Source organism: Arthrobacter sp. AOP36-C1-22, from assembly GCF_052377515.1.
GTDB lineage: Bacteria > Actinomycetota > Actinomycetes > Actinomycetales > Micrococcaceae > Arthrobacter_H.
In genome coordinates, this window is record NZ_JBQSWW010000024.1 from 1 (window position 1) to 20,353 (window position 20,353).

The following is a 20,353-nucleotide window of genomic DNA, read 5'->3' on the forward strand; positions in this document are numbered from 1 at the left end:
GCCGACGAGATCAACCGTGCCTCGCCGAAGACCCAGTCGGCGCTGCTGGAGGTCATGGAGGAAGCCCGCGTGAGTGTGGACGGCAAGACGTACACGCAGGAACGCCCCTTCATGGTCATCGCTACGCAGAACCCCATCGAGCAGGCAGGGACCTACCGGCTGCCAGAAGCACAGCTGGACCGTTTTTTGATCAAGACCTCCGTCGGCTACCCGGACCGGGCCTCCACGGTGGCACTGCTTTCCGGTGCCTCCACCCGGGACAGGTCCTTGGCCCTGAAACCGCTGATCACCACCAGTGCCATCGCCGATATGGCCGACCTGGCAACCAGCACGCACGTTGACGACTCCGTTTTGCACTACATCGCCGAACTCACCGAGCAGACCCGCGAGGCCGAGGAAACCCGGCTGGGCGTCTCGGTCCGTGGTGCCCTGGCCATGGTCCGCGCCTCCAAGGTCTGGGCTGCTTCGGAGGGACGCAACTATGTCCTGCCCGATGATGTGAAGGAACTCGCGCCGTTCGTGTGGACACACCGGTTCGTCATGGACCCCGAAGCAGAGTTCGCCGGGGCAACCCCCGCCTCCGTCCTCTCCCGCGTCCTGGCCGAGACCGCCGCACCGCAGCAGCGGGCCGACGCCGATTCCCGCGCCTAGCCCGGTCCGGAAGGCAGGCATTCCAGCATGAGTACACCGACACAGGACTCCGGTCGCCGGTCGGCCCGGCCCCGGTCCTCCCGGTTCCCCGGTGCCGCCGGACTTTTCCGGTCGCGGCGTGGGCCGCGTAGGCCGCGCCGGGACCAGTCGACGGTGAAGAAGCGTTCGCGCCTGCATCCGACGTCCCTGTCGGCCCAGGTCGGTCAACTCATCAAGCTAGAAGTCCAGCCCGTCTGGCAGCGCCTGACCGGGTGGGTCTGGCCGAAGATCGAACCAGCCACCGACGTGGTGAGCCCGCTGGGTTGGCTGCTGGCCGCCGTCGTGCTGGTCCTGGCCGTCCTGGGTGGGATGTTCGGTTGGCAGGAAGCGAGGATCGCCGCCCTCATGGGTGCCCTGCTCCTGTTGCTGGCCGTTGCCTTCATCCTGGGGCGTTCGGTCTTCCGGGTCACGCTGGATTTGAACCGGACCCGGGTGGCCGTGGGGGACCGGGCCGTGGGTGGTCTAGAAGTGCAGAACGCCTCGACCAAGGCCCTGCTTCCGGTGTCCATGGAACTGCCGGTCGGTACCTCCACCGCCTTCTTCAGGATCCCGCGGCTGGCGCCCGAGGCCCTGCATGAGGAACTGTTCACCATCCCCACCCACCGACGTGCCGTCATCGCCGTCGGCCCGGTGCGCTCCATCCGGCAGGATCCGTTCGGGTTGCTCCGGCGACAGGTGAAGTGGACCGAGGTCCAGGACCTGTTCGTCCACCCACGCACCACGGTGCTGGGCGGGACCAGTTCCGGGTTCATCAAGGACCTCGAAGGGGAACCGACCCGTGTGCTGTCCTCCTCGGATGTCTCTTTCCATGCCCTGCGCGACTATGTCCCGGGGGATGACCGCCGCCATATCCATTGGAAGACCACCGCGCGCACCGGCGAGCTGATGATCCGCCAATTCGAAGAGACCCGCCGCTCCCATCTGGCCATAGCCCTGTCCACGAACACCGCGGAGTACGCCGCACCCGATGACTTCGAACTCGCGGTCTCGGTGGCCGCCTCGATCGGCCTTCAGGCGGTCCGCGAGCAGCGGAACCTCTCGGTGCTGACCCAAGCCGGTCCGTTGCGCACCGAGACCGGCCGGAACCTGCTTGACGATTGCACCCGGGTGGAGGGCAAGGCCCGGCGCAGTGACCTGATCGATTTATCGCGCACCACCAATGACGCGGTACCCAACGCGTCGGTCTTCTTCCTGGTCACCGGAACGGTGGCCACCCCGGCGCAATTGCGCCGGGCCAGCACCCACGTCCCCGTCGGTGTCCGGGCCTTCGCCGTGCGCTGCGGCACCGGCCAGGAACCGGCCCGGGCCAGTATCGGGGACCTGACGGTGATCACCGTCGGACAACTCAGCGAGCTTCCCTTGATCCTGCACCAGGTGGCCTCATGAGCGCCCCCGCATCCTGGCGCTCCCACGTGCCCTCCGCCCACCGTGCCATCGACGCCGCGGTCCTGCTGGTCTGTCTGAGCCTGGGGGTCCTGGGCCTGCATGCCGCCTTCGGTGGCGACAGCCGCTACCTGCTGGCCGGGATCGGTGGTGTGGTGCTCGGACTGGTCCTGGCCTACGTCATCGTCCGCTACCGGTTCGGGTTCCTGCCGGCGGCAGGGATTGGGATCGCGATCTACCTGATTGCCGGCACCATCCTGGCCACCCCGGTCGAAGCCACCTCCGGGTTCCTGCCCAACCTCGAATCATTGCGCACCCTGCTGGCCGGCGTCGTCCTGTCCTGGAAGGACGTGCTCACCGTTGCCCCGCCGGTGGGCCTGCGGGCGGGCATGCTGGTGGTCCCGTTCCTCAGCGCCTACGTCACCGCCCTGGTCGCCGGGCTGCTCGCCTGGCGGTTCCGTTCACCGTTCTGGGCCACGATCCCGATCACCGTGATGTTCATCGTGGGCATCATCTTCGGCACCCGGGACGTGCCGTTGCCGTTGCTGCGCGGCCTGGTCCTGGTCATGGCGTTGGTCTGTTGGTTGGCTTGGCGCCGGCAGGCGGACCGTGCCGCCGGCCTGGACCAGCCAACAGGGCACGACGGCGGTGTGGCCTCCGTCGCCCGGCCGGGTCTGCGCCGGATCGGCTTCGGCGCCGTGGTCCTGGTGGTCGCCGGTGGTCTGATGGCCATCGCCTCCCCGGCACTGGAAGTGGACCAGCCACGGCAGGTGCTGCGCGACGCCGTCGTGCCCCCGGTGGACCTGTATGATTACCCGAGCCCGTTGATGAGTTTCCGCAACTATGCCAAGGACAACGCCGATGAGCCGCTGCTCTCGGTGACCGGGTTGCCCGATGGCCAACGGGTCCGACTGGCGGCCCTGGACAGCTACGACGGCATGGTGTTCGACGTCGATCCGCGCTCGGGTGGGAACTTCACTCCCGTCGGGGACGTCGGAAAGGTCAATTCCACCGCCGTCGAGGACCCGTTGCGTTCCCGCGGTTCGCTGGACATCACGATCGAGGGATACCACGGGGTCTGGCTGCCCGCCGGCGGCAAGCTCCTGGGCCTGGACGTGACGGGGGAACGCTCCGAGGAACTGGCCCGTTCGTTGTTCTACAACGACGACGCCGAAACCGCGCTGTCCACCACCGGTCTGCGCGCCGGGGATTCCTATACCGCCACCGTCGAATACCCGGTGCAGATCGACCGGAAGAAACTCCAGGACTACGGACTTTCCGACGTGACGATGCCCAAGCTGGCCAACGTTCCACAGATCATCTCGGGCAAGGCCGCCGAGATGGCCGGGGATGAGACAACCGGGGTGGAGCGAGCCGCGGCGATGGAGGGGATCTTGCATGAGACGGGATACTTCTCCAACGGCAAGGAAAACGAGGTACCCAGCCTCTCGGGCCACGGGGCGGCCCGTGTTGCCTCCCTGCTCGATGCCGACGCGATGATCGGCGACGACGAACAGTACGCGGCGGCCATGGCCCTGATGGCCCGGGACCAGGGAATGCCGGCCCGCGTGGTGATGGGGTTCTACCCGGAGAAGTACGACCCGTCGGGCACCGTGCAGATCAAAGGCGAGGACGTCCACGCCTGGGTGGAGATCGGGTTCGAGAACGTCGGTTGGGTGGCGTTCACCCCCACCCCGGACAAAGACAAGGAACCGACCCCGCCGCAGCAGGAACCCCAGTCGATTCCGCAACCCCAGGTGCTGCAGCCGCCGCCACCGCCGCAGGACAAGGCAAAGCTTCCCCCGGAGACGGCCCCCGATCCGCAGGATGCCGACGATTCCGACGAGGAGTTCTGGGCGTTCTGGGGTCCGATTCTCACCGTCACGCTGAGCATCGTGATCCCCCTGTTCATCCTGATGCTTCCGCTGCTGGTCGTGGCCTTCCTGAAGCTGCGCCGGCGCAAACGCCGGTTCGGAACCGGTGGACCCGGAAACCGTCTGAGCGGTGGGTGGAACGAGGTCATTTCCCTGGCCACCGACCTGGGAGCACGGCCCGAACCCTCGGGCACCCGCCGGGAGAACGCCAGGGCGCTGGGCGACGGCTTCCCCAGCACGGCGAACACCACCACGCAGTTGGCTCATCGGGCCGATGCCGCGGTCTTCGGATCCGCAGTGCCCACCGAGGCCCAGGTCGCCGATTACTGGAACATGGTCGATGAACAACTTGCGGGCATGAGTTCCTCGGTAGGATTCTGGGGGCGCATGAGAGGTAAGTATTCCCCGCGATCACTGGTCCTCGATGCAACAGCCCGGGTCAATGCCCGCCGGGCGAAACGAGGCTCAGGCCAGCAAGGTATCCGTACAGTAGAACCCCCCGAGGAAAAGGAGTAGCCGGTGGCCCAGAACCTGAACCTGGTCAACGCCGTGGCCGCGAAACGACTGGTTGCCGGTCTGCTGGACATCGTTCCGGTGCTCCTGGCGACGATGATCTACTTCAGCGCGACATCCTCCACGATGAGCTGGGCCAGCTACCTCACTACGGGCGAACTCCTGGCCGAGACGGCCACCGCCTCGATGAGCCTCTCCGTCTTCGTCCTGGCCTACGCGGTCGTCGTCTGGGGTTGGGAAGCGGGCACCGGCAAGACCTTGGGCAACGTGGCCCTGGGGCTGCGCACCACCGACGAAGACGGATTCGCCCCCGGCTGGGGCAAGGTCTTCATCCGCCGCGCCCTGGTGTGGGTCGCCGGGATCCTCCCTGTGGTGGGGCCGGTCATCATGTTGCTCTCCAACCTCTGGGATCCAAACCACCAACGCCAGGGCTGGCATGACAAGGCGGCCCGCACCCTGGTCGTGGATGTGAACCAGGGACGGAACCCGTTGCTGACCGGTGGCCTCTTCGGTCCCTCGGCCTTCGCCCCCGGAGGCGTCACCGCACCCGGGCAGCCCGGACACCCCGACTATGGTTCCGGCCAGGCGGTCTGGCCCGCTCTGGCACAGGATCCAGCCGGCGGTCCGATTACCGGTGTTCCAGGAATCAATCAGCAGGGAGCCGGGGCGGATCCCACCACCGGAGAGCCTGCCCCGACGCCCACCCTACCGGCCCCTGCTGCCGCCCCTTCGACAGCTCCAGCCGCCGTACCGGCAGGGCAGCCCGCCGCAGCCCAGGCCGCACCCGAAGCACCCTTGCCGCCAGCTCCACACCAGGAAGTTGCCGGCGTGGACGAGGACGAGGCCGAGTACACCCAACTGCGCTCGGCTGCTGTGGCCCAGACGGTCCGCGGAGCCCGTCTGCGTTTCGACGACGGGCAGGTCATGGTGCTGGACTCCACGGCACTCGTCGGCCGGAACCCGGCCGCCCAGGATGGAGAGGGTGTCGCGGAGCTGTTCAATTACGCGGATATGGGCCGCTCGGTCTCCAAAACGCATCTGCATCTGGCGGCCGATAGTTCAGGGGTCTGGGTCACGGACCGCAACTCGACCAACGGCTCGGGCATCGCCGGGGCGGACGGGGTTCGGAAGTCGTTGGCCGCCGGCAAGTCCCAACATGCCGAGTATGGTGAAACCGTGTACTTTGGCGACCGTTATTTCGTAGTGAGCCCCGCATGAGCGGGGCGGTTCCCCGACCGGCCGACGGCCAGATGGCGGTGGACTTCGGTTTTGCCAGCGACCGTGGCCTGCGTCGTCCGCTCAACGAGGACGCCGTCCTGGCCCAGCGGCACCTCTTCGCAGTGGCTGACGGCATGGGCGGGCACGAGGCCGGCGAGGTTGCCAGCAGTATCTGCGTCGCCACGTTCGCCGAAGGGCAGGAAGCCGCAGGTGACTGGCTGACGCCCGAGGACTTGCAGCAGTTCATGGTCTCCGCGGATCTGGCGATCCGCGAGGCGGCAGCTTCCCGCGCCGGCACCACGGTGACCGGAGCCGCCCTGGTCCGTCAGGGTGAAGCGGTGTATTGGTTGGTCTTCAACGTCGGGGACTCGCGGACCTATCTGCTCTCCGGTGATGAGTTCCGCCAGGTGACCGTCGATCACTCCGAGGTCCAGGAGATGGTCGACCGGGGAGAGATCACCGCACAGGAGGCTCTGACCCACCCCCGCCGCAATGTCATCACCCGGGCGCTGGGTACCGGCGAGGACAGCGAAGCCGACTTCTGGATGCTCCCGGCGCGGCCCGGGGACCGACTACTGATCTGTTCGGACGGGCTGACGAACGAGGTCGGTGACGAGGCGATCCGCGATGTCCTGTTGGCTCGGACACCGCCTCAGATCGCGGTCGATGACCTGCTGCAGGCGGCGCTGCGCTCCGGCGGCCGCGACAACATCTCCCTAGTCATCGTCGATGTGGAACTCGAACACGACGACGATGAGTTCACCGATACCGCCCCGCGGGCCGTGCTCGAAAACGGCCAGACCCAACCACGTCCGAAGGATGATGGGGCATGACCATGCGGATCACCTACATCCCCGGGCCCTGGTGGGCGCTGGTGCGCCACGGCCACCTTGTGCTGCTGCCCGAGGACACCGACCCGGAACACATGGACGGACTCTGGCAGGCACTCGAGGGGAAACCGGGTGTGGAATCCCTCCTGTCGGCAGTGCTTTCGGCACGAGGGTTGGCCCTGACGGGTATGGCCCCGTTCGGGATCATCAGTCTTGAAAGCGATGTGCACACGATCCTGCGCGGCCCGGTCTCAATGGCTGCTGAAGGCCGTGAACTGAGCACCCACGTGAACGGTCTCGGCGTTACCACGTGGATGGAACGGCGCATCCCGAACCAGGAGAGCCTCAGCCTCGCCCTCGATGACGTGCTGCGCCAGAACGACGGTGGGGAACAACCCTGGTTGCCGATCGTCGAGGGAATCGTCCCCTTCGGACGCCTGCACGTCGAGCTGCCCACGGATGGCCCGGGAAACATCGAGCCGCTCTCGTCCCCGAATCAGGACGCCCGGCCCGGCGATCAGGCCGATACCGCGCTCGTAGCCAGTGCCGCGGAGACCGCTACGCCGGGGCCTGCCCCTACTGCGGAGGATCCTGCCACGGAGTGCCAGGTGGAGCCGCGGACCGGAAACGTTCCAGAGCGGGAAACCCCGGCCCCTGCCGAGGTAGCTGCCGAACCCGAAGCAACCGCAGAACCCGAACCCGATGCCGAGTCGGAGATCAGCGCTGCCACGCCGGAACCCGCCGACCTGCCGGAGGCGAACGCCGCCGCTGCAGAGGATTTCGTTTCGGCCGAGGAAGCCGACGAGACCAACACCGTCCTCTCCGAGGCCGCCCGGGAATCGTCACCCGAGCCCGCGGTCGACGTTCCCGAAGAATCAGCCGAACCGGGGGATGATCCGGCGGATGAAGCGACCGAAGAACCGGCCTCCGACGACACCATCGCCGGCCCCCACGGCGAGGAGGAGCAACCGGACCCCGAGACACTCATCGACGCCGTGCCCTGGTTGGCAGCGGCACGGGCCCAAGCCCGCCCCGAGGCCACCGAAACCCAGGGTCCTGCCGAATCCGGTGCCGATGACCTGCCGACCATCACCTCGGCACCCGGCCGTCTCGAAACCGCGCCGACGCCGACGCCGGCGCCTGCCAGCGATCCCGAGGGGGCAGCGACACCTTCCTGGGGCGACCACGATGGCAATACCGTGATGCGAGGGGACCTGCCCACCAAGGCGATCCCGGCGACGTCCCAGGTCTCGGCAACGGAACAGCCCACGACCGGTCCGTTGGTCCTGGGCCGACTCTGCGCCGAAGGGCATGCGAACCCACCCACCTCGTCGTCCTGCGGACTCTGCCAGGGCACGCTGACCGATGATCCCACCGATGTGGCCCGGCCGTCCCTGGGCCGGATGGTCATCTCCGACGGCGATATCGTCGAACTGGACCGCCCCGCCGTCGTCGGCCGCCAGCCCACCATCTCCCGCTCGGCGAGCGAGTCCATGCCGCGCGTCGTGCAGGTGAAAAGCCCCAGTGGTGACATTTCCCGTTCGCATCTGGAAGTACGGCTCGAAGGTTGGCATGTCATGCTGGTGGACCTCATGGCGACCAACGGCACCCTGCTCGTCCGCCAGGGCATGCCACCGCGCCGACTGGGTCAGGGAGAAAAACTGATGCTACTCGACGGGGATATCGCCGATTTGGCAGACGGGGTCTCGTTGCGTTTCGAGGGCCTGCTGTGAGCGGCAAACGTCCGCCGGCGCCACCACCGTCGATCGAGGGGTTCGAATACCTGAACCTCCTGGGATCCGGCGGTTTTTCGGATGTGTACCTCTACCAACAGGACCGGCCGCGCCGGAAGGTGGCCGTGAAGGTGCTGCTCTCGGACCTGAAAACCGAAAGCGCACGCAAACGCTTCGAATCCGAAGCCAACCTGATGGCGCAGCTCTCGTCACACCCGTACATCGTGACGATCTTCGAAGCCGATATCACCGCCGAAGGCCACTCATACCTGGCCATGGAGTACTGCTCCCGACCGAGCCTGGACGTCCGCTATCGGCGTGCCCGACTCGGAGTCGACGAGGTCCTGTCGCTGGCCATCCAGGTCGCCTCTGCAGTGGAGACCGCCCACCGCGCCGGGATCGTCCACCGGGACATCAAACCCGCGAACATCCTGGTCACGGACTACAACCGCCCGGCCCTGACCGACTTCGGTATTTCCGGAACCACCGACGCCCTGGACGACGAAGCAGGATTGTCGATCCCGTGGTCCCCGCCCGAGGCCTTTGCCGGCGGTTCGCCCAACGGTGTGCGCATGGATGTCTGGTCCCTGGGCGCGACGATCTACACGTTGCTGGCCGGAAGATCCCCCTTCGTCCGTTCGGGGGCGGACAACTCACAGCGCGAACTCATTTCGCGGATCACCACCGCCCCACTGGCATCGCTGAACCGTCCCGATGTGCCGCCGGCCCTGGAACAGACGCTGGCCACCAGCATGGCCAAGAGCCCGTGGGCCCGTTTCGAATCCGTGAACGACCTGGCCCTGGCCTTGCAACGTGTGCAGGCCGAACTAGGCCTGTCCGTGACGGCCTTCGAAGTGATGGAGGAGCCTGTTCCCCGGGACGAGCCCGGAGAAGACGACGGCGGCGAAGCAACCCGGGTGCGGCAGGTCGTCTCCATCGACCCGGAGGCAGGTACCGGCCGAGGGCCGACGCCCGGCACCACCCCGCCGGCCCCGACGTCGGGCGTATCCTCTCCGACCGCGGATCTAACGGCTGCGGATCCAGCGGCAGTCGAGGACGCAACCATCATGCGCGGCCGGCTGCCGGACGGCTCGCTGGCCGGATCACGCCAACGCCAAGGAGCCCACCCGGGCCAGGGGCCCGAGGCTGGTTCCCCCGGTGGACGAACCCGGAATCCGCAGGGATCCGCACCCGGGGAGGGCCCCGGTGCCAGCGGGTGGGTTCCCGCAGTGGCGCCCACCCTGGTGGGCAGACAGCGAGACGGACAACGGTTCCCGACCGGTCTGGTGGCCGGCCTCGGCGCCGTTTTGGCCATGGTCATCGCCGGGATCTTCGTGGTGAATGCCTTGAACCGTGGGAGCGACGAAAACGAGACCTCCTCTGGCGTTTCCCTGAGCCAAGCACCGGCAGACCCGCTGCTGGGGCAGGAAGGTGTAGTCCCGCAGGTCAAGGACTTCACTGCGAAGAAGGCCGGTTCGAAGATCACGTTCAGTTGGAAGAGCCCGGAGGCCAAGAAGGGCGATGTCTTTTATTGGGCACCGGTGACGGCCACCGAACAAGGAGAGAACCGGAAGGTTGAGGAGCCCACCGCAACCACCGAGGAAGTCAACGGGGAACCGACGTGCATCCAGGTGGTGCTGGTGCGATCGAATGGGAAGGCCTCCGACCCCGGCAGATACTGTTCGGACGGCTAGTCTCGTTGGTGGATGATCCGAGAGGAATGATGAAGGGCACAGGGGGACAGGACGCATGGCGGAAGTAAACATCGATTTTTGTGGGGAATGGTTCCCGGTCGCTGACGACCAGGTTTTCACCATCGGGCGCGAAGGCGACCTGGAGGTCGACGACAACCCCTACCTGCACCGGCGCTTCCTCACCGTGGCCCGATACGACAACATCTGGTGGCTCTCCAACGTCGGATCCCGCCTCTCAGCGACCATCGCCGACGCCACCGGCGGGCTCCAGGCATGGGTGGCGCCGGGGGCCCGCATCCCGCTGGTATTCAGCCAGACCAACGTCGTCTTCACCGCCGGGCCAACGACCTACGAATTCTCGGTCCACCTCACGACGCCGGCCTTCCGTCAGGAATGGAATGCTGACGACGGCGACGGACAGACCACGATCGGACCCGTCGTGCTCACCGATGCCCAACGCGCGCTGGTGGTTTCCCTGGCGGAACCCATGCTGCGCCGCGACGGCACCGGCTTGAGCTCCATCCCGACATCGGCCAAGGCCGCCGCCCGTCTGGGCTGGCCACTGACCAAGTTCAACCGCAAGCTCGACAACGTCTGCGATAAATTGGACAAGTCAGGAATCGCCGGACTGCGCGGAGGCGCGGGCAAGCTCGCGACCAACCGGCGGGCCCGCCTGGTCGAACATGCCGTCACCTCGCATCTGGTGGTCGCAGCGGATCTGCCACTGCTTGATGCAGCCCCCTCCATCGACGACTAATCGTCACGCCCAGGAGAGAGCGGGCGAAGGCCGGGGCATTGCTAGGGTCAATCAGATGACCGGACTGCGATACCCCTGCCGCCTTTCCACCGGAGACCGAATCGATGTGACCGCCCCGTCGATGGGTGTCCCGGTAGCCCTGCACTCCCGGCTGGATCATGCGGTATCCGACCTGCGCGCTGCCGGCTTTGATGTCCAAGTGGAGGAATCGGCCCGACGGGGAGGGCTGGCTGCCGGACCCGCATACGCACGCAAGGACGAGCTGGCCGCCGCCTTCGCCGGTCCGGCCCGTGCTGTTCTGCCACCCTGGGGAGGGAAACTCGCTATCGAGATCGTCGAGGAGACCGACTGGCACGCTCTCGCCGCGGACCCCACATGGTTCGTGGGCTGGTCGGATATTTCCACACTCCTCCTGCCGCTGACGATCACCACCGGTGTCGCAACCCTCCACGGTGGCAGCCTCATGGACGAGCCTTGGGAACTACCGACCGGGTTCCACCGCTGGACCGAGGTGGCGGCGCTGTCCGAGGGCGCATCCTTTACCCAAACAGCTGCCCCATATCGCCGTTCACGTCCCTGGTCCGACTGGGACGAGGAACCGCTGGGGCGGGCCCAAGCCTATGAAGAGCCGACCGCCTGGAGATCCCTGCGCGCAGGGGAAAACGTGAAGATGCGTGGCCGACTCCTGGGCGGGTGTTTGGAGACGGTGTCACTGCTCGCCGGCTCCAGCCATGGAGATCTGTCCGGATTCGCCCGCCGGCACGCACCAGAAGGACTGATCGTCTACCTCGAGGTCGTTGATTCCGACGCCGTGGCCGTGCTGCGTACGCTGTGGGCGCTGCGTCTGGCTGGATGGTTCGACCATGCCAACGGTGTACTCATCGGCCGCACCACTGCTGCCGATGCCCCGGAACTGACACAGGGCGAAGCGGTCGAACGGGCCCTGGGGGACCTGGATATTCCCATCATCCTTGATTTCGATACGGGGCATCAGCCTCCGCAGATGCCCCTGGTCAATGGGGCGCTGGCGGACGTCGAACTAATCGACCGGCATGGGCGGATCACTCAACACCTGATCCCCTGATTCCCCGGCCCAGACATACCCTGATGGCATGAGTGCGGAACCGGCACCGGAAGTTGAGGCCGGAACCCACGCCCGGCGTCGGCGGCCCATCACCATCGCCCACTTCATCGTCAACCTCTTCACGAGCTCGCCCGCTGTCATCTTCCCTGCACTGCAGCTCGCCGGAGTCGTCCCGACCTGACATCGTCGCCACGCCGAGGGCAGGTGGGGCAAGATAGAGGGGTGACGAAAAGCGAGCAGCAGGACACCACGGACCGTTCCACCACCGCCTCCGCCGAAGGTGCCAGCACCTCGGCCGGCGATGAGGTCATCCCCGCCGAGCAGCTGCGTCAGGAGTACCAGCAACTCATCGACGACGTCCGCCGGTACCGGATGGCCTATTACGTCGAGGACGCCCCGATCGTTTCCGACGCCGAGTTCGACGTCCTGTTCAGCCGCCTCGAGGAAATCGAACAACTGCACCCGGAGATCGTCTCCAACGACTCACCCACCCAAGAGGTCGGCGGGGAAGTCTCCGCAGCATTTTCCCCGGTGGTCCACCTGACCCGGATGTATTCGCTTGAGGACGTGTTCTCCCTCGAGGAACTCACCGCTTGGCTCGAACGGGCCACCGTCAATGCCGGAACTCGTGCGCCGAACCAGAAACTGCGGTGGCTCTGTGAGGTCAAGATCGACGGTCTGGCGATCAACCTGCTCTACCGTGACGGCAAGCTGGTCAGGGCCGCCACTCGAGGAGACGGCGCCACGGGCGAGGATGTCACCCACAACGTGCTGACCATCGGAGAGATCCCCACCGAACTCTCCGGCAGCAACTGGCCGACGGAAGTGGAGATCCGCGGTGAGATCTTCTTCCCCTCGCAGAAGTTCCGTGAATATAACGAGGCCCTGCTCGAAGCCGGCAAACCGGAACTGGCCAACCCGCGCAACGCCGCCGCTGGATCACTGCGCCAGAAGGACCCGGCCGAGACCGCCAAACGTCCGCTGGGCATGTTCGTTCACGGATTCGGGGTCCGAGAGGGGGTGGATGCCGCCTCCCAATCCGAGACCTACGAACTCCTCAAGGGCTGGGGCCTGCCGGTGACCCCGTACTCGAAGGTTGTGGACTCGATCGACGAGGTACTGGCCTATATCGAGACCTACGGGGCCGACCGGCACTCGCTGGTCCACGATATCGACGGCATCGTGGTCAAGGCAGACTCCTTCGCCATCCAGCGGGCGCTGGGATACACCTCCCGGGTGCCGCGCTGGTCGGTGGCGTATAAATATCCGCCCGAGGAGGTCCACACCAAACTGCTGGACATCCGCGTCAACGTCGGGCGCACCGGACGCGTCACCCCGTACGGGGTGATGGAACCGGTGAAGGTCGCCGGCTCGACAGTGGAAATGGCTACCCTGCATAACCAGGACGTCGTCAAGGCCAAGGGCGTACTCATTGGCGACACGATCATCCTGCGCAAGGCAGGGGACGTTATCCCCGAGATCGTCGGCCCGGTCCTGCCACTGCGCGAAGGCCACGAGGAGGACCTGCGCGAATTCGTCATGCCCACCGACTGCCCCTCCTGCGGGGAACCGTTGGCCCCGGCGAAGGAGGGCGATATCGACATCCGCTGCCTCAACGCTCAGTCCTGCCCGGCCCAACTGACCGAACGCATCGCCCATCTGGGCGGCCGCGGTGCCTTCGATGTCGAAGCCCTGGGCGAGGAAGCCGCACTAGCCCTGACCGTGGGCCCGGGGCCGGACCCTGCAGAACTCGCAGGCATCGCCAAACCCTCAGGACCCGGCCCGATCACCAATGAAGCCCAGATCTTCGACCTGGCCAGCGGTCATGGGGACGACTCGCTGCGCGACGCGCTCGCCGAGGTCAAGGTCTGGCGCGAAAAGCGATCCAAGGGGGCGGGGACCGGTCAGTTCGAGCTGGTTCCGTACTTCTGGAGCAAGGGCACCGAGAAGAAGCCCTCGGCCCCAACAGCGAATACTAAGAAGCTGTTCGAGGAACTGGAAAAGGCCAAAACCCAGCCGCTCTGGCGCGTGATCGTGGCCCTGTCCATCCGCCATGTCGGTCCCACCGCCTCCCGCGCCCTGGCCACCCACTACGGGTCGATGCACGCCATTCGGGAGGCCGTCACCGCGGAGGACGCCGTCGAGAAGCTGGCCGACGTCGATGGTATTGGGCCGATCATCGCCGAGGCCCTCATCGAATGGTTCGGTATCGACTGGCATCTGGGAATCGTCGAGGCCTGGGCCGCGGAAAACGTGCGCATGGTGGATGAATCCCACGGCGAAACCGAGCGCACGCTCGAGGGGCTGACCATCGTCGTGACCGGATCCCTGGAGGGCTTCAGCCGCGATGAGGCCAAGGAGGCCATCATTACCCGTGGCGGCAAGGCCTCGGGGTCCGTTTCAAAGAAGACCAGCTATGTCGTCGCCGGCGAAGCCGCGGGCACCAAACTGGAGAAGGCCACCTCTCTGGGGCTGAACGTGCTCGATGAGGACGGCTTCCGCGCCCTGCTTGAGAACGGCCCCGAACCCACCGGGGACGAGGCCGAGACCCAGGACCCCGCCGAATCCGAGACCACTACCGATGGAGACCCAGCATGAGCCAGAAACCCGCAGCCACCGCCGACCTGTTGGCCATCGCCCGCCGTGCCGCAGCCGCCGGCGCGGCCGTCCTGGCCGAACGCCATGGCGTCCATATCGAAGCCGACACCAAATCCGCTGCCGGGGACTGGGTCACCGACTACGATCGCCGTGCCGAACAGGCAGTGCGTGCCGTCATCAACGCCGAACGTCCCCATGACGCCATCACCGGCGAAGAATACGGCAGCACCACTCCCGCGGAGCCTAGCGACTACCGGTGGTCCATCGACCCGTTGGACGGCACCGCCAACTTCGTGCGCGGCATCGTCTACTACGCCACCTCGGTGGCCGTTGCCGGCCCAGCATCCGAAGGCGGGGAAACCACCGTGTGGCTCGCCGGCGTCGTGCAGGCCCCGGCACTGGCCAGCACCTGGTGGGCTTCGCGCGGGGCGGGAGCCTGGCTGGGCGGCACCGATACCGGGAACGACGCCGGGGCTCGCCGGCTGACCGGCCCCGTCCCCGGGGCCGCTGGAGCACTGCTCGCCACCGGATTCGGGTACGACGCCGAACGGCGCGACTTCCAGCTCCAGGCGGTGGCTACCCTGCTGCCGGGGTTCGCTAACGTGCGTCGCATCGGCTCGGCTGCGGTGGATTTGTGCATGGTCGCCGACGGAACTCTCGACGCCTACGCCGAATACGGTACCGGTGAACACGACTGGTCCGCCGGGGCACTCATCGCCGAGGAAGCCGGTTGTCCGGTGCTGCGCCCGGAGGCCGATCCGGGCTGGCAAGCCGCCGGCTACATCGACTTCGAGTTGCTTCCCGCGCCGCCTGCCCACTAAATCAGGAGCTGGCCGAACCGACGCGGCATCAGGTCGTCGAGAGGCCGGCGGCGGCATCGGCGTAGTATCTGAGGTTGCCCAGACGAGCAGCGGCTGCCGTGTCCAGGACGACGACGGCATCTGGATGCCATTGCATGATCGAGGCCGGACAGGAGGCGCTCAGGGGGCCTTCCAAGGCAGCAGCCACGGCATGGGCCTTGACCTCACCGTTGGCTACCAGGACCAGCCGACGTGCCCGGGTGATCGTGCCGAGCCCTTGCGTGAGGCAATGCGTCGGAACGTCTTGAGGTGTGTCGAAGAAGCGGGCATTATCCGCCCGGGTCCGAGCGGCCAGTCGTTTGACCCGGGTGCGCGAAGCCAACGCCGAACCGGGTTCATTGAAACCGAGGTGCCCGTTGGCCCCGATGCCCAGGATCTGGACGTCGATGCCGTCCACGTCCTGGATCTGCTGCTCGTAGTGTTCTGCCGCCAGGCGCAGCGCGGAAGCTTCACCTTCGGCACCATGGGGTACATGGAGGCGGTCGGTGTCCAGCCCGATGACGTGGCAGACCTCATCGACCAGGGTGCGGCGGTAGGACTGCGGGTGCTCTTCGGTGAGACCGACATACTCATCGAGGGCGAATCCGTGCGTGGTGCTGAAGTCTGCCTCTGCCCGTGCCACGGCGGCGCCCAGCGCTGCATAGAGCCCCAACGGGGAGGACCCGGTTGCCAAACCCAAGGCTGAGGGATGAGCTGCGTTTCCGGAGCCGACGCCGGGGGAACGGACGCCGGGCAGGCCCGCCAAGACCGCATCAGCAGCCCAGAGGTCCAACTCGTGAGGGCTGGAGGCGATCAAGACCTGCACGCTGGCTCCTTCCGTTGCGGGATAGCCGTTGGTTGCCCGGGGCGAGAACGCCCCGGATGGATCGGCCGGTTCAGGAGTGCAGCTCCGACGACGGCGGCCGGCATATCCGCCGGCAGCAGCTCGACCCGGCGCACCAGGGACAAGGCGGCAACGAAATCCGACATCCGGGCGCGGTGGTCAATTTCGGCGTGTAGCCCGGCTTCGAGGTCCCTTCCGTAGGAGGTGAGGCCTCCGCCGAGGACGATCCTGTCTGCTCCGGTGGTCAACACGAGCAGCTGGACGGCCAGGAACAGCCCGGCGCAGATCCGTGCGCAAGCTGCCGTTGCTTCGGGGTCCCTCCTGGCGGCGGCGTCGAACGGGTTCGAGGGCCATGGCCACATGCGTGCCAAGGCGGAACCGGAGACCAGCGTTTCGAGGCATCCTCGTTGCCCGCAGCCGCACCAGATGTCTCCACCCATCGGCAGATGGCCGATTTCACCCAATGATCCGTCGGGACCCCTGAGCACCTGTCCGTCCAGGACGAGGGCAGCGGCAAGCCCGGTGCCGATGTTCAGATAGGCGAGCGTATCGCGGTGCCCCGCCGAACCGGCTGCGGACTCGGCGTGGGAGTCAACGTGGCGTCCGAGCAGATGGTGGGCGCCGAGGGCCGCCGCCTTCACGTCGTTCTCGACGTCGACGTTTTGTCCTAGTTCGGCGCCGAGTCCTCCGGCGAGGTCCAGAAGTTCCACACCCAAGTTCACGGCATGCCGTGCCACTCCGGTTGCCGGATCCACCAGACCGGGCATGCAGGCGCCGATATGTGTTGGTGCCTGCCCGGAAACTGCGGCGACGGCCAGCACCTCCCGGGCCAGTGAGGCAGCGACCGCGATCACGGCTTCCGGACCGTAGCCCGATGGTGCGCTGCGCAGTGCCATCAGCGCCCCGTCGTCGTCGATGATGGCGGCTGCGGTTTTGGTTCCTCCGATGTCGATGCCGAGTCTCATGCGCCCCCTCTTTCCACAGGTCCTGTTACCGGGGATGGAGCAGAGTCGCTCAGCAGCAGGTTGGCCAGAGCCTGGCCCACCGCTTGTGAGGCCCCGAACGTGACCAGATCAGCGGGTGCTTGGGGCCATCCGCAATCGACCAGGATCACCGGGTAGCCCTTCGCGCGCAGCCGCTTCACGACGTCGTTCGCCCGATGTCCGGTGTGGAGTCCGCGGGCGAGCACCGCGACCTTCATGCCGGGGTCAAGGCCTTCCTCGGTGGTAGTGGCACCCACGGCCGAGGCCCCCCACGGGACATGACCGACAGCCATATTGGCTTCGGTCTCGGCCTGGAGGATCGCGGCTGGCCGACACAGACTCATCCACTCGGTGGCTGAGGGCTCGATCTTGAAGGCGGCGGAGATGGCTGAACCGGCTGTGGCGATCCCGCCAACTACAGGGCCCGTGTCGGTGGGCGGTGTCGCTGGGAAAGCGGCTGCCAACGAGGCGTTGCGCCTGACGGCATCGTCCAACCGGGCTGCGGGGAGTCTGCCAGTTTCGACGGCTTCGACAATGGCATCGAGGCAGTGTCTGTAGGTTTGTTCGCTCGTCCCGGATCCTAGGCACAGCAGGTCGGAGCCGGCCTGCAGTGCCTGGACGGCGGCCTCGGGGATCCCCGTCTGGGCGGAGGCCCCGGCCATGTCGAGTGCGTCGGTGATGATGGCTCCCCGGTACCCCAGTCCTTTTCTGAGTAGTTGTTGCAGGATGGTGGGGGAGAAGGTGGCGGGATGTTCGGGATCCAGGGCGTCGACGAGAATGTGGCTGGTCATGATGCTGGCACCACCGGCACGGGCGACTGCCCTGAAAGGCACCAGCTCACGGTGGAGCAGGGTTTCGGCGTCGATCTGGATCCGTGGCAAGGCCAAATGTGAATCCGCGGTGGTGTCGCCGTGTCCGGGGAAGTGCTTGCTGCAGGAGGCCACTCCCGCGGACTCCAGTCCCGCAACCCAGGCGGCAGTATGCCGGGCCACCAGCTGTGGGTCGGCGCCGAAGCTGCGTACCCCGATCACCGGGTTCTCCGGTGCCGAATTCACGTCGGCTACCGGGGCCAGGTTCAGGTTGATGCCGTAGGCGGTCAGTGCCGTGCCGATGGCTGCGGCGCTGGCTTCGGTGATGGCTGTGTCATCGATCCGGCCGAGAACGGCGTTTCCGGGTTGGTCGGAGCCGGTCAGGTAGTGCAGTCGGGTGACGTCGCCCCCTTCCTCGTCAATGGCCAGCAGGGAATGCGGTGCATGGGCTCGGAGCCCGGCACAGAGTTCGCGCAATTGGGTCTGTGAGGCCACGTTGTCTCCGTAGAGACAGACGGCCCCCAGGCCCTGGTCGTAGGCGTGCAGGATCCAGTCGGGGATCCCGACGCCGGGGAAACCAGGCATGAGTGTTCCTGCGGCACGCTGGCGCAGTCCGGTGGCGGATTTCGGCAGGCTCATCCCTTCACCGCCCCACTCACGAGCCCGCTACTCATCCGGCTCTGGACGAGGAGGAAGAAGATGATCACCGGTACTGCGACGAGCGTGGAGGCGGCCATGACCATTCCCCAGTCGGTTTCCCGACTGGCGCTGGCCTGGACGAATCCTCGCAACCAGAGCGGAAGGGTCTTGGCCTGGTCCTCGGTCATGATCACCAGGGCCACCGTGAACTCGTTCCAGGCTTGGAGGAACGCGTACACCCCGGAGGCGACCAGGCCGGGGGCCAACAGCGGGAACGTGATCTTCAGGAAGGCCTTGGTCCGGCTGAGCCCGTCGACCATGCCCGCCTCTTCCAGTTCGATCGGGACACCGGCAACGAAGCCACGAAGCATCCAGACGGTGAAGGGGACGACGGCGGCGGTGTAGAGGATGGTGAGGCCGACGACGTTGTTGAGCAGCCCCACGGAGGACATCATCTTGTACTGGGCGATGAAGAGGCCCTCGGCCGGCAGCATCTGGATCAGGAGCAGCGCCAGGATGAATGAGCGGCGTCCTCGGAACCGGAACCGGCTGATCGCCAGCGCCCCCAGGAAAGCGACCACCAGGGTGATGGCCACCGTCGCCAAAGTCACGGTCAAGGAGATGGCCAGCGCGGGAAGGAAACCACCGTTGGCGAAGACCTCCTTGAAGTTCGCCAGGGAGCCTCCGAAGGGAAGGAACGTGGGGGTGGTGCTCTGCAGGACGACGTTCGGTAGCAGGGATGAGTTCAGCATCCAGTACACCGGGAACGCCCATAGCAAGGCCAAGACGATCGCCAGCAGGGAATACAGGGTGGTGGAGACACGGGGGAGCCTCATTTTGCTTCCTCCTTCATCAGGGATCGGACGTAGTACCAGCTCACGGCAACCGTAATCAGCAGCATCACGATGGATACGGCACTGGCCATGCCGAAGTTTCCGGACCCGACGCCCAGTTGGTAGATATAGGTGCCCAGCAGGTGGGTTTCATTGGTCACGCCTCCCGCGTCCTGGAGGAGCTTGATCTGCGCGAAGACCCGCAGATCCCAGATGATCTGGAGCAACAGCACGATGGACAGGACGGGTGCGATCAGCGGCAGGATGATGAGCCGGATGCGTTGGATGCCGGTGGCACCGTCCATCGCCGCGGCCTCCAGGACCTCCTCGGAGATCTGGGTCAGCCCCGCGTAGAGGCTCAGGGCGACGAACGGCACGCTGATCCAGATCACGATGATGGCAGCGATGGCAAAGAAGGTGATTGGTTCGGCCAGCCAGTTGTGTCCGGTGGCGTCCGCTCCGAGCCGCGTCAACAGCCAGTTCAGGACACCTCGGCGCCAGTCGATGAGCCAGACCCAGACCGTCATGGCCGCCACCAGTGGCATGGCCCAGGCCAGCAGCAGGGCCACCTGCAGAATCAGCCGCGGTGCGGTGCCCACGCGCTTCATCAGCAGTGCCAGCAGACCGCCGATGGCCACCGTGGAGAACGCGCAGACCAGACAGAACAAGAGGGAACGTCCCAGGATGGCCCACATGGTGGGGTCCGCAAAGATTTCCGTGTAGTTGGCCAGACCGACGAACTCGGGTGCCTGGCCGAACTGCTGTTTGAGTCCGAACTCCTGGAAACTGGTGGTCAGTTGCCATAGCACGGGATAGCCCAGCGCGCCGAGCAGAATCACCAGGGTCGGCAGGATCAGCAGGAAGGGGATGCGATTGCGTCTCCGGCGGGCTTGGCGACCCGGCGCCGTGCTCTGGCGCGGGGGAACGCCTCCCGGGGTCCCCGGCCCGCCGAGGAGGCCGGATTTCCGAGTGGGATCCGCGGACTTCGGCGGAGCCTGGGCATTGGTCGACATGGCGGCCTTTCGTCACGAC

17 protein-coding genes are annotated in these 20,353 nt (G+C 66.4%); 12 read left to right on the forward strand and 5 right to left on the reverse strand.

Annotation, left to right across the window (positions count from 1 at the left end):
- From ACT3S6_RS12530 to ACT3S6_RS12585, 12 genes are all read left to right on the forward strand, one after another.
- Positions 1 to 651, forward strand: a 651-nt coding sequence (locus ACT3S6_RS12530) for an AAA family ATPase (RefSeq protein ID WP_444555221.1), incomplete at its 5' end; no start/stop codon positions are given.
- 27 nt (positions 652 to 678) lie between these two features.
- Entirely contained in the window at positions 679 to 2,076 is a 1,398-nt protein-coding gene (locus tag ACT3S6_RS12535) for a DUF58 domain-containing protein (protein WP_444555222.1), read from the forward strand.
- On the forward strand, positions 2,073 to 4,463 hold the full coding sequence (locus ACT3S6_RS12540) for a transglutaminase family protein (protein WP_444555223.1): 2,391 nt from the start codon (positions 2,073 to 2,075) through the stop codon (positions 4,461 to 4,463). The genes ACT3S6_RS12535 and ACT3S6_RS12540 overlap by 4 nt, the downstream gene beginning before the upstream one ends.
- Before the next feature lie 3 nt (positions 4,464 to 4,466).
- On the forward strand, positions 4,467 to 5,678 hold the full coding sequence (locus tag ACT3S6_RS12545; RefSeq protein WP_444555224.1) for an RDD family protein: 1,212 nt from the start codon (positions 4,467 to 4,469) through the stop codon (positions 5,676 to 5,678).
- A complete protein-coding gene (locus tag ACT3S6_RS12550) occupies positions 5,675 to 6,511 on the forward strand; it encodes a PP2C family protein-serine/threonine phosphatase (protein WP_444555225.1) in 837 nt (278 codons plus the stop codon). The genes ACT3S6_RS12545 and ACT3S6_RS12550 overlap by 4 nt, the downstream gene beginning before the upstream one ends.
- On the forward strand, positions 6,508 to 8,241 hold the full coding sequence (locus tag ACT3S6_RS12555; RefSeq protein ID WP_444555226.1) for an FHA domain-containing protein: 1,734 nt from the start codon (positions 6,508 to 6,510) through the stop codon (positions 8,239 to 8,241). Before ACT3S6_RS12550 ends, ACT3S6_RS12555 begins: the two co-directional genes overlap by 4 nt.
- Complete coding sequence (locus ACT3S6_RS12560; RefSeq protein ID WP_444555227.1) at positions 8,238 to 9,935, forward strand: serine/threonine protein kinase; 1,698 nt, start codon at positions 8,238 to 8,240, stop codon at positions 9,933 to 9,935. The genes ACT3S6_RS12555 and ACT3S6_RS12560 overlap by 4 nt, the downstream gene beginning before the upstream one ends.
- A 55-nt stretch (positions 9,936 to 9,990) precedes the next feature.
- Complete coding sequence (locus tag ACT3S6_RS12565) at positions 9,991 to 10,692, forward strand: hypothetical protein (RefSeq protein ID WP_444555228.1); 702 nt, start codon at positions 9,991 to 9,993, stop codon at positions 10,690 to 10,692.
- Between the two features lie 55 nt (positions 10,693 to 10,747).
- Positions 10,748 to 11,776 carry a S66 family peptidase gene (locus ACT3S6_RS12570; protein WP_444555229.1) on the forward strand — a complete coding sequence of 343 codons (1,029 nt, stop codon included), beginning with the start codon at positions 10,748 to 10,750 and terminating at the stop codon, positions 11,774 to 11,776.
- 28 nt (positions 11,777 to 11,804) lie between these two features.
- Entirely contained in the window at positions 11,805 to 11,957 is a 153-nt protein-coding gene (locus ACT3S6_RS12575; protein WP_444555230.1) for a hypothetical protein, read from the forward strand.
- Between the two features lie 41 nt (positions 11,958 to 11,998).
- A complete protein-coding gene (gene ligA / locus ACT3S6_RS12580) occupies positions 11,999 to 14,374 on the forward strand; it encodes an NAD-dependent DNA ligase LigA (protein WP_444555231.1) in 2,376 nt (791 codons plus the stop codon).
- On the forward strand, positions 14,371 to 15,195 hold the full coding sequence (locus ACT3S6_RS12585) for an inositol monophosphatase family protein (RefSeq protein WP_444555232.1): 825 nt from the start codon (positions 14,371 to 14,373) through the stop codon (positions 15,193 to 15,195). Before ligA ends, ACT3S6_RS12585 begins: the two co-directional genes overlap by 4 nt.
- Before the next feature lie 28 nt (positions 15,196 to 15,223).
- Here the strand turns inward: ACT3S6_RS12585 and ACT3S6_RS12590 are convergent, their stop codons facing one another.
- From ACT3S6_RS12590 to ACT3S6_RS12610, 5 genes are read right to left on the reverse strand one after another with little or no spacing between them, the layout of a single operon-like run.
- Complete coding sequence (locus ACT3S6_RS12590; protein WP_444555233.1) at positions 15,224 to 16,039, reverse strand: glucosamine-6-phosphate deaminase; 816 nt, start codon at positions 16,037 to 16,039, stop codon at positions 15,224 to 15,226.
- Complete coding sequence (locus tag ACT3S6_RS12595) at positions 16,027 to 17,022, reverse strand: ROK family protein (RefSeq protein ID WP_444555234.1); 996 nt, start codon at positions 17,020 to 17,022, stop codon at positions 16,027 to 16,029. Before ACT3S6_RS12595 ends, ACT3S6_RS12590 begins: the two co-directional genes overlap by 13 nt.
- A complete protein-coding gene (locus ACT3S6_RS12600; RefSeq protein ID WP_444555235.1) occupies positions 17,019 to 18,488 on the reverse strand; it encodes a glycoside hydrolase family 3 protein in 1,470 nt (489 codons plus the stop codon). The genes ACT3S6_RS12595 and ACT3S6_RS12600 overlap by 4 nt, the downstream gene beginning before the upstream one ends.
- Positions 18,485 to 19,324 (reverse strand): carbohydrate ABC transporter permease, encoded by an 840-nt coding sequence (locus tag ACT3S6_RS12605; RefSeq protein ID WP_444555236.1) that lies wholly within the window; start codon positions 19,322 to 19,324, stop codon positions 18,485 to 18,487. The genes ACT3S6_RS12600 and ACT3S6_RS12605 overlap by 4 nt, the downstream gene beginning before the upstream one ends.
- Entirely contained in the window at positions 19,321 to 20,334 is a 1,014-nt protein-coding gene (locus ACT3S6_RS12610) for a carbohydrate ABC transporter permease (RefSeq protein WP_444555237.1), read from the reverse strand. Before ACT3S6_RS12610 ends, ACT3S6_RS12605 begins: the two co-directional genes overlap by 4 nt.
- Positions 20,335 to 20,353 lie beyond the last annotated feature (19 nt).

What these genes read in the sequence shown, in the direction of transcription:
- ACT3S6_RS12610 (WP_444555237.1), bottom strand. Translation starts at nt 20,334, where the DNA reads ATGTCGACCAATGCCCAGGCTCCGCCGAAGTCCGCGGATCCCACTCGG.
- ACT3S6_RS12565 (WP_444555228.1), top strand. Translation starts at nt 9,991, where the DNA reads ATGGCGGAAGTAAACATCGATTTTTGTGGGGAATGGTTCCCGGTCGCT.
- ACT3S6_RS12600 (WP_444555235.1), bottom strand. Translation starts at nt 18,488, where the DNA reads ATGAGCCTGCCGAAATCCGCCACCGGACTGCGCCAGCGTGCCGCAGGA.
- ACT3S6_RS12605 (WP_444555236.1), bottom strand. Translation starts at nt 19,324, where the DNA reads ATGAGGCTCCCCCGTGTCTCCACCACCCTGTATTCCCTGCTGGCGATC.
- ACT3S6_RS12570 (WP_444555229.1), top strand. Translation starts at nt 10,748, where the DNA reads ATGACCGGACTGCGATACCCCTGCCGCCTTTCCACCGGAGACCGAATC.
- ACT3S6_RS12595 (WP_444555234.1), bottom strand. Translation starts at nt 17,022, where the DNA reads ATGAGACTCGGCATCGACATCGGAGGAACCAAAACCGCAGCCGCCATC.
- ACT3S6_RS12585 (WP_444555232.1), top strand. Translation starts at nt 14,371, where the DNA reads ATGAGCCAGAAACCCGCAGCCACCGCCGACCTGTTGGCCATCGCCCGC.
- ACT3S6_RS12550 (WP_444555225.1), top strand. Translation starts at nt 5,675, where the DNA reads ATGAGCGGGGCGGTTCCCCGACCGGCCGACGGCCAGATGGCGGTGGAC.
- ACT3S6_RS12540 (WP_444555223.1), top strand. Translation starts at nt 2,073, where the DNA reads ATGAGCGCCCCCGCATCCTGGCGCTCCCACGTGCCCTCCGCCCACCGT.
- ACT3S6_RS12555 (WP_444555226.1), top strand. Translation starts at nt 6,508, where the DNA reads ATGACCATGCGGATCACCTACATCCCCGGGCCCTGGTGGGCGCTGGTG.
- ACT3S6_RS12575 (WP_444555230.1), top strand. Translation starts at nt 11,805, where the DNA reads ATGAGTGCGGAACCGGCACCGGAAGTTGAGGCCGGAACCCACGCCCGG.
- ACT3S6_RS12535 (WP_444555222.1), top strand. Translation starts at nt 679, where the DNA reads ATGAGTACACCGACACAGGACTCCGGTCGCCGGTCGGCCCGGCCCCGG.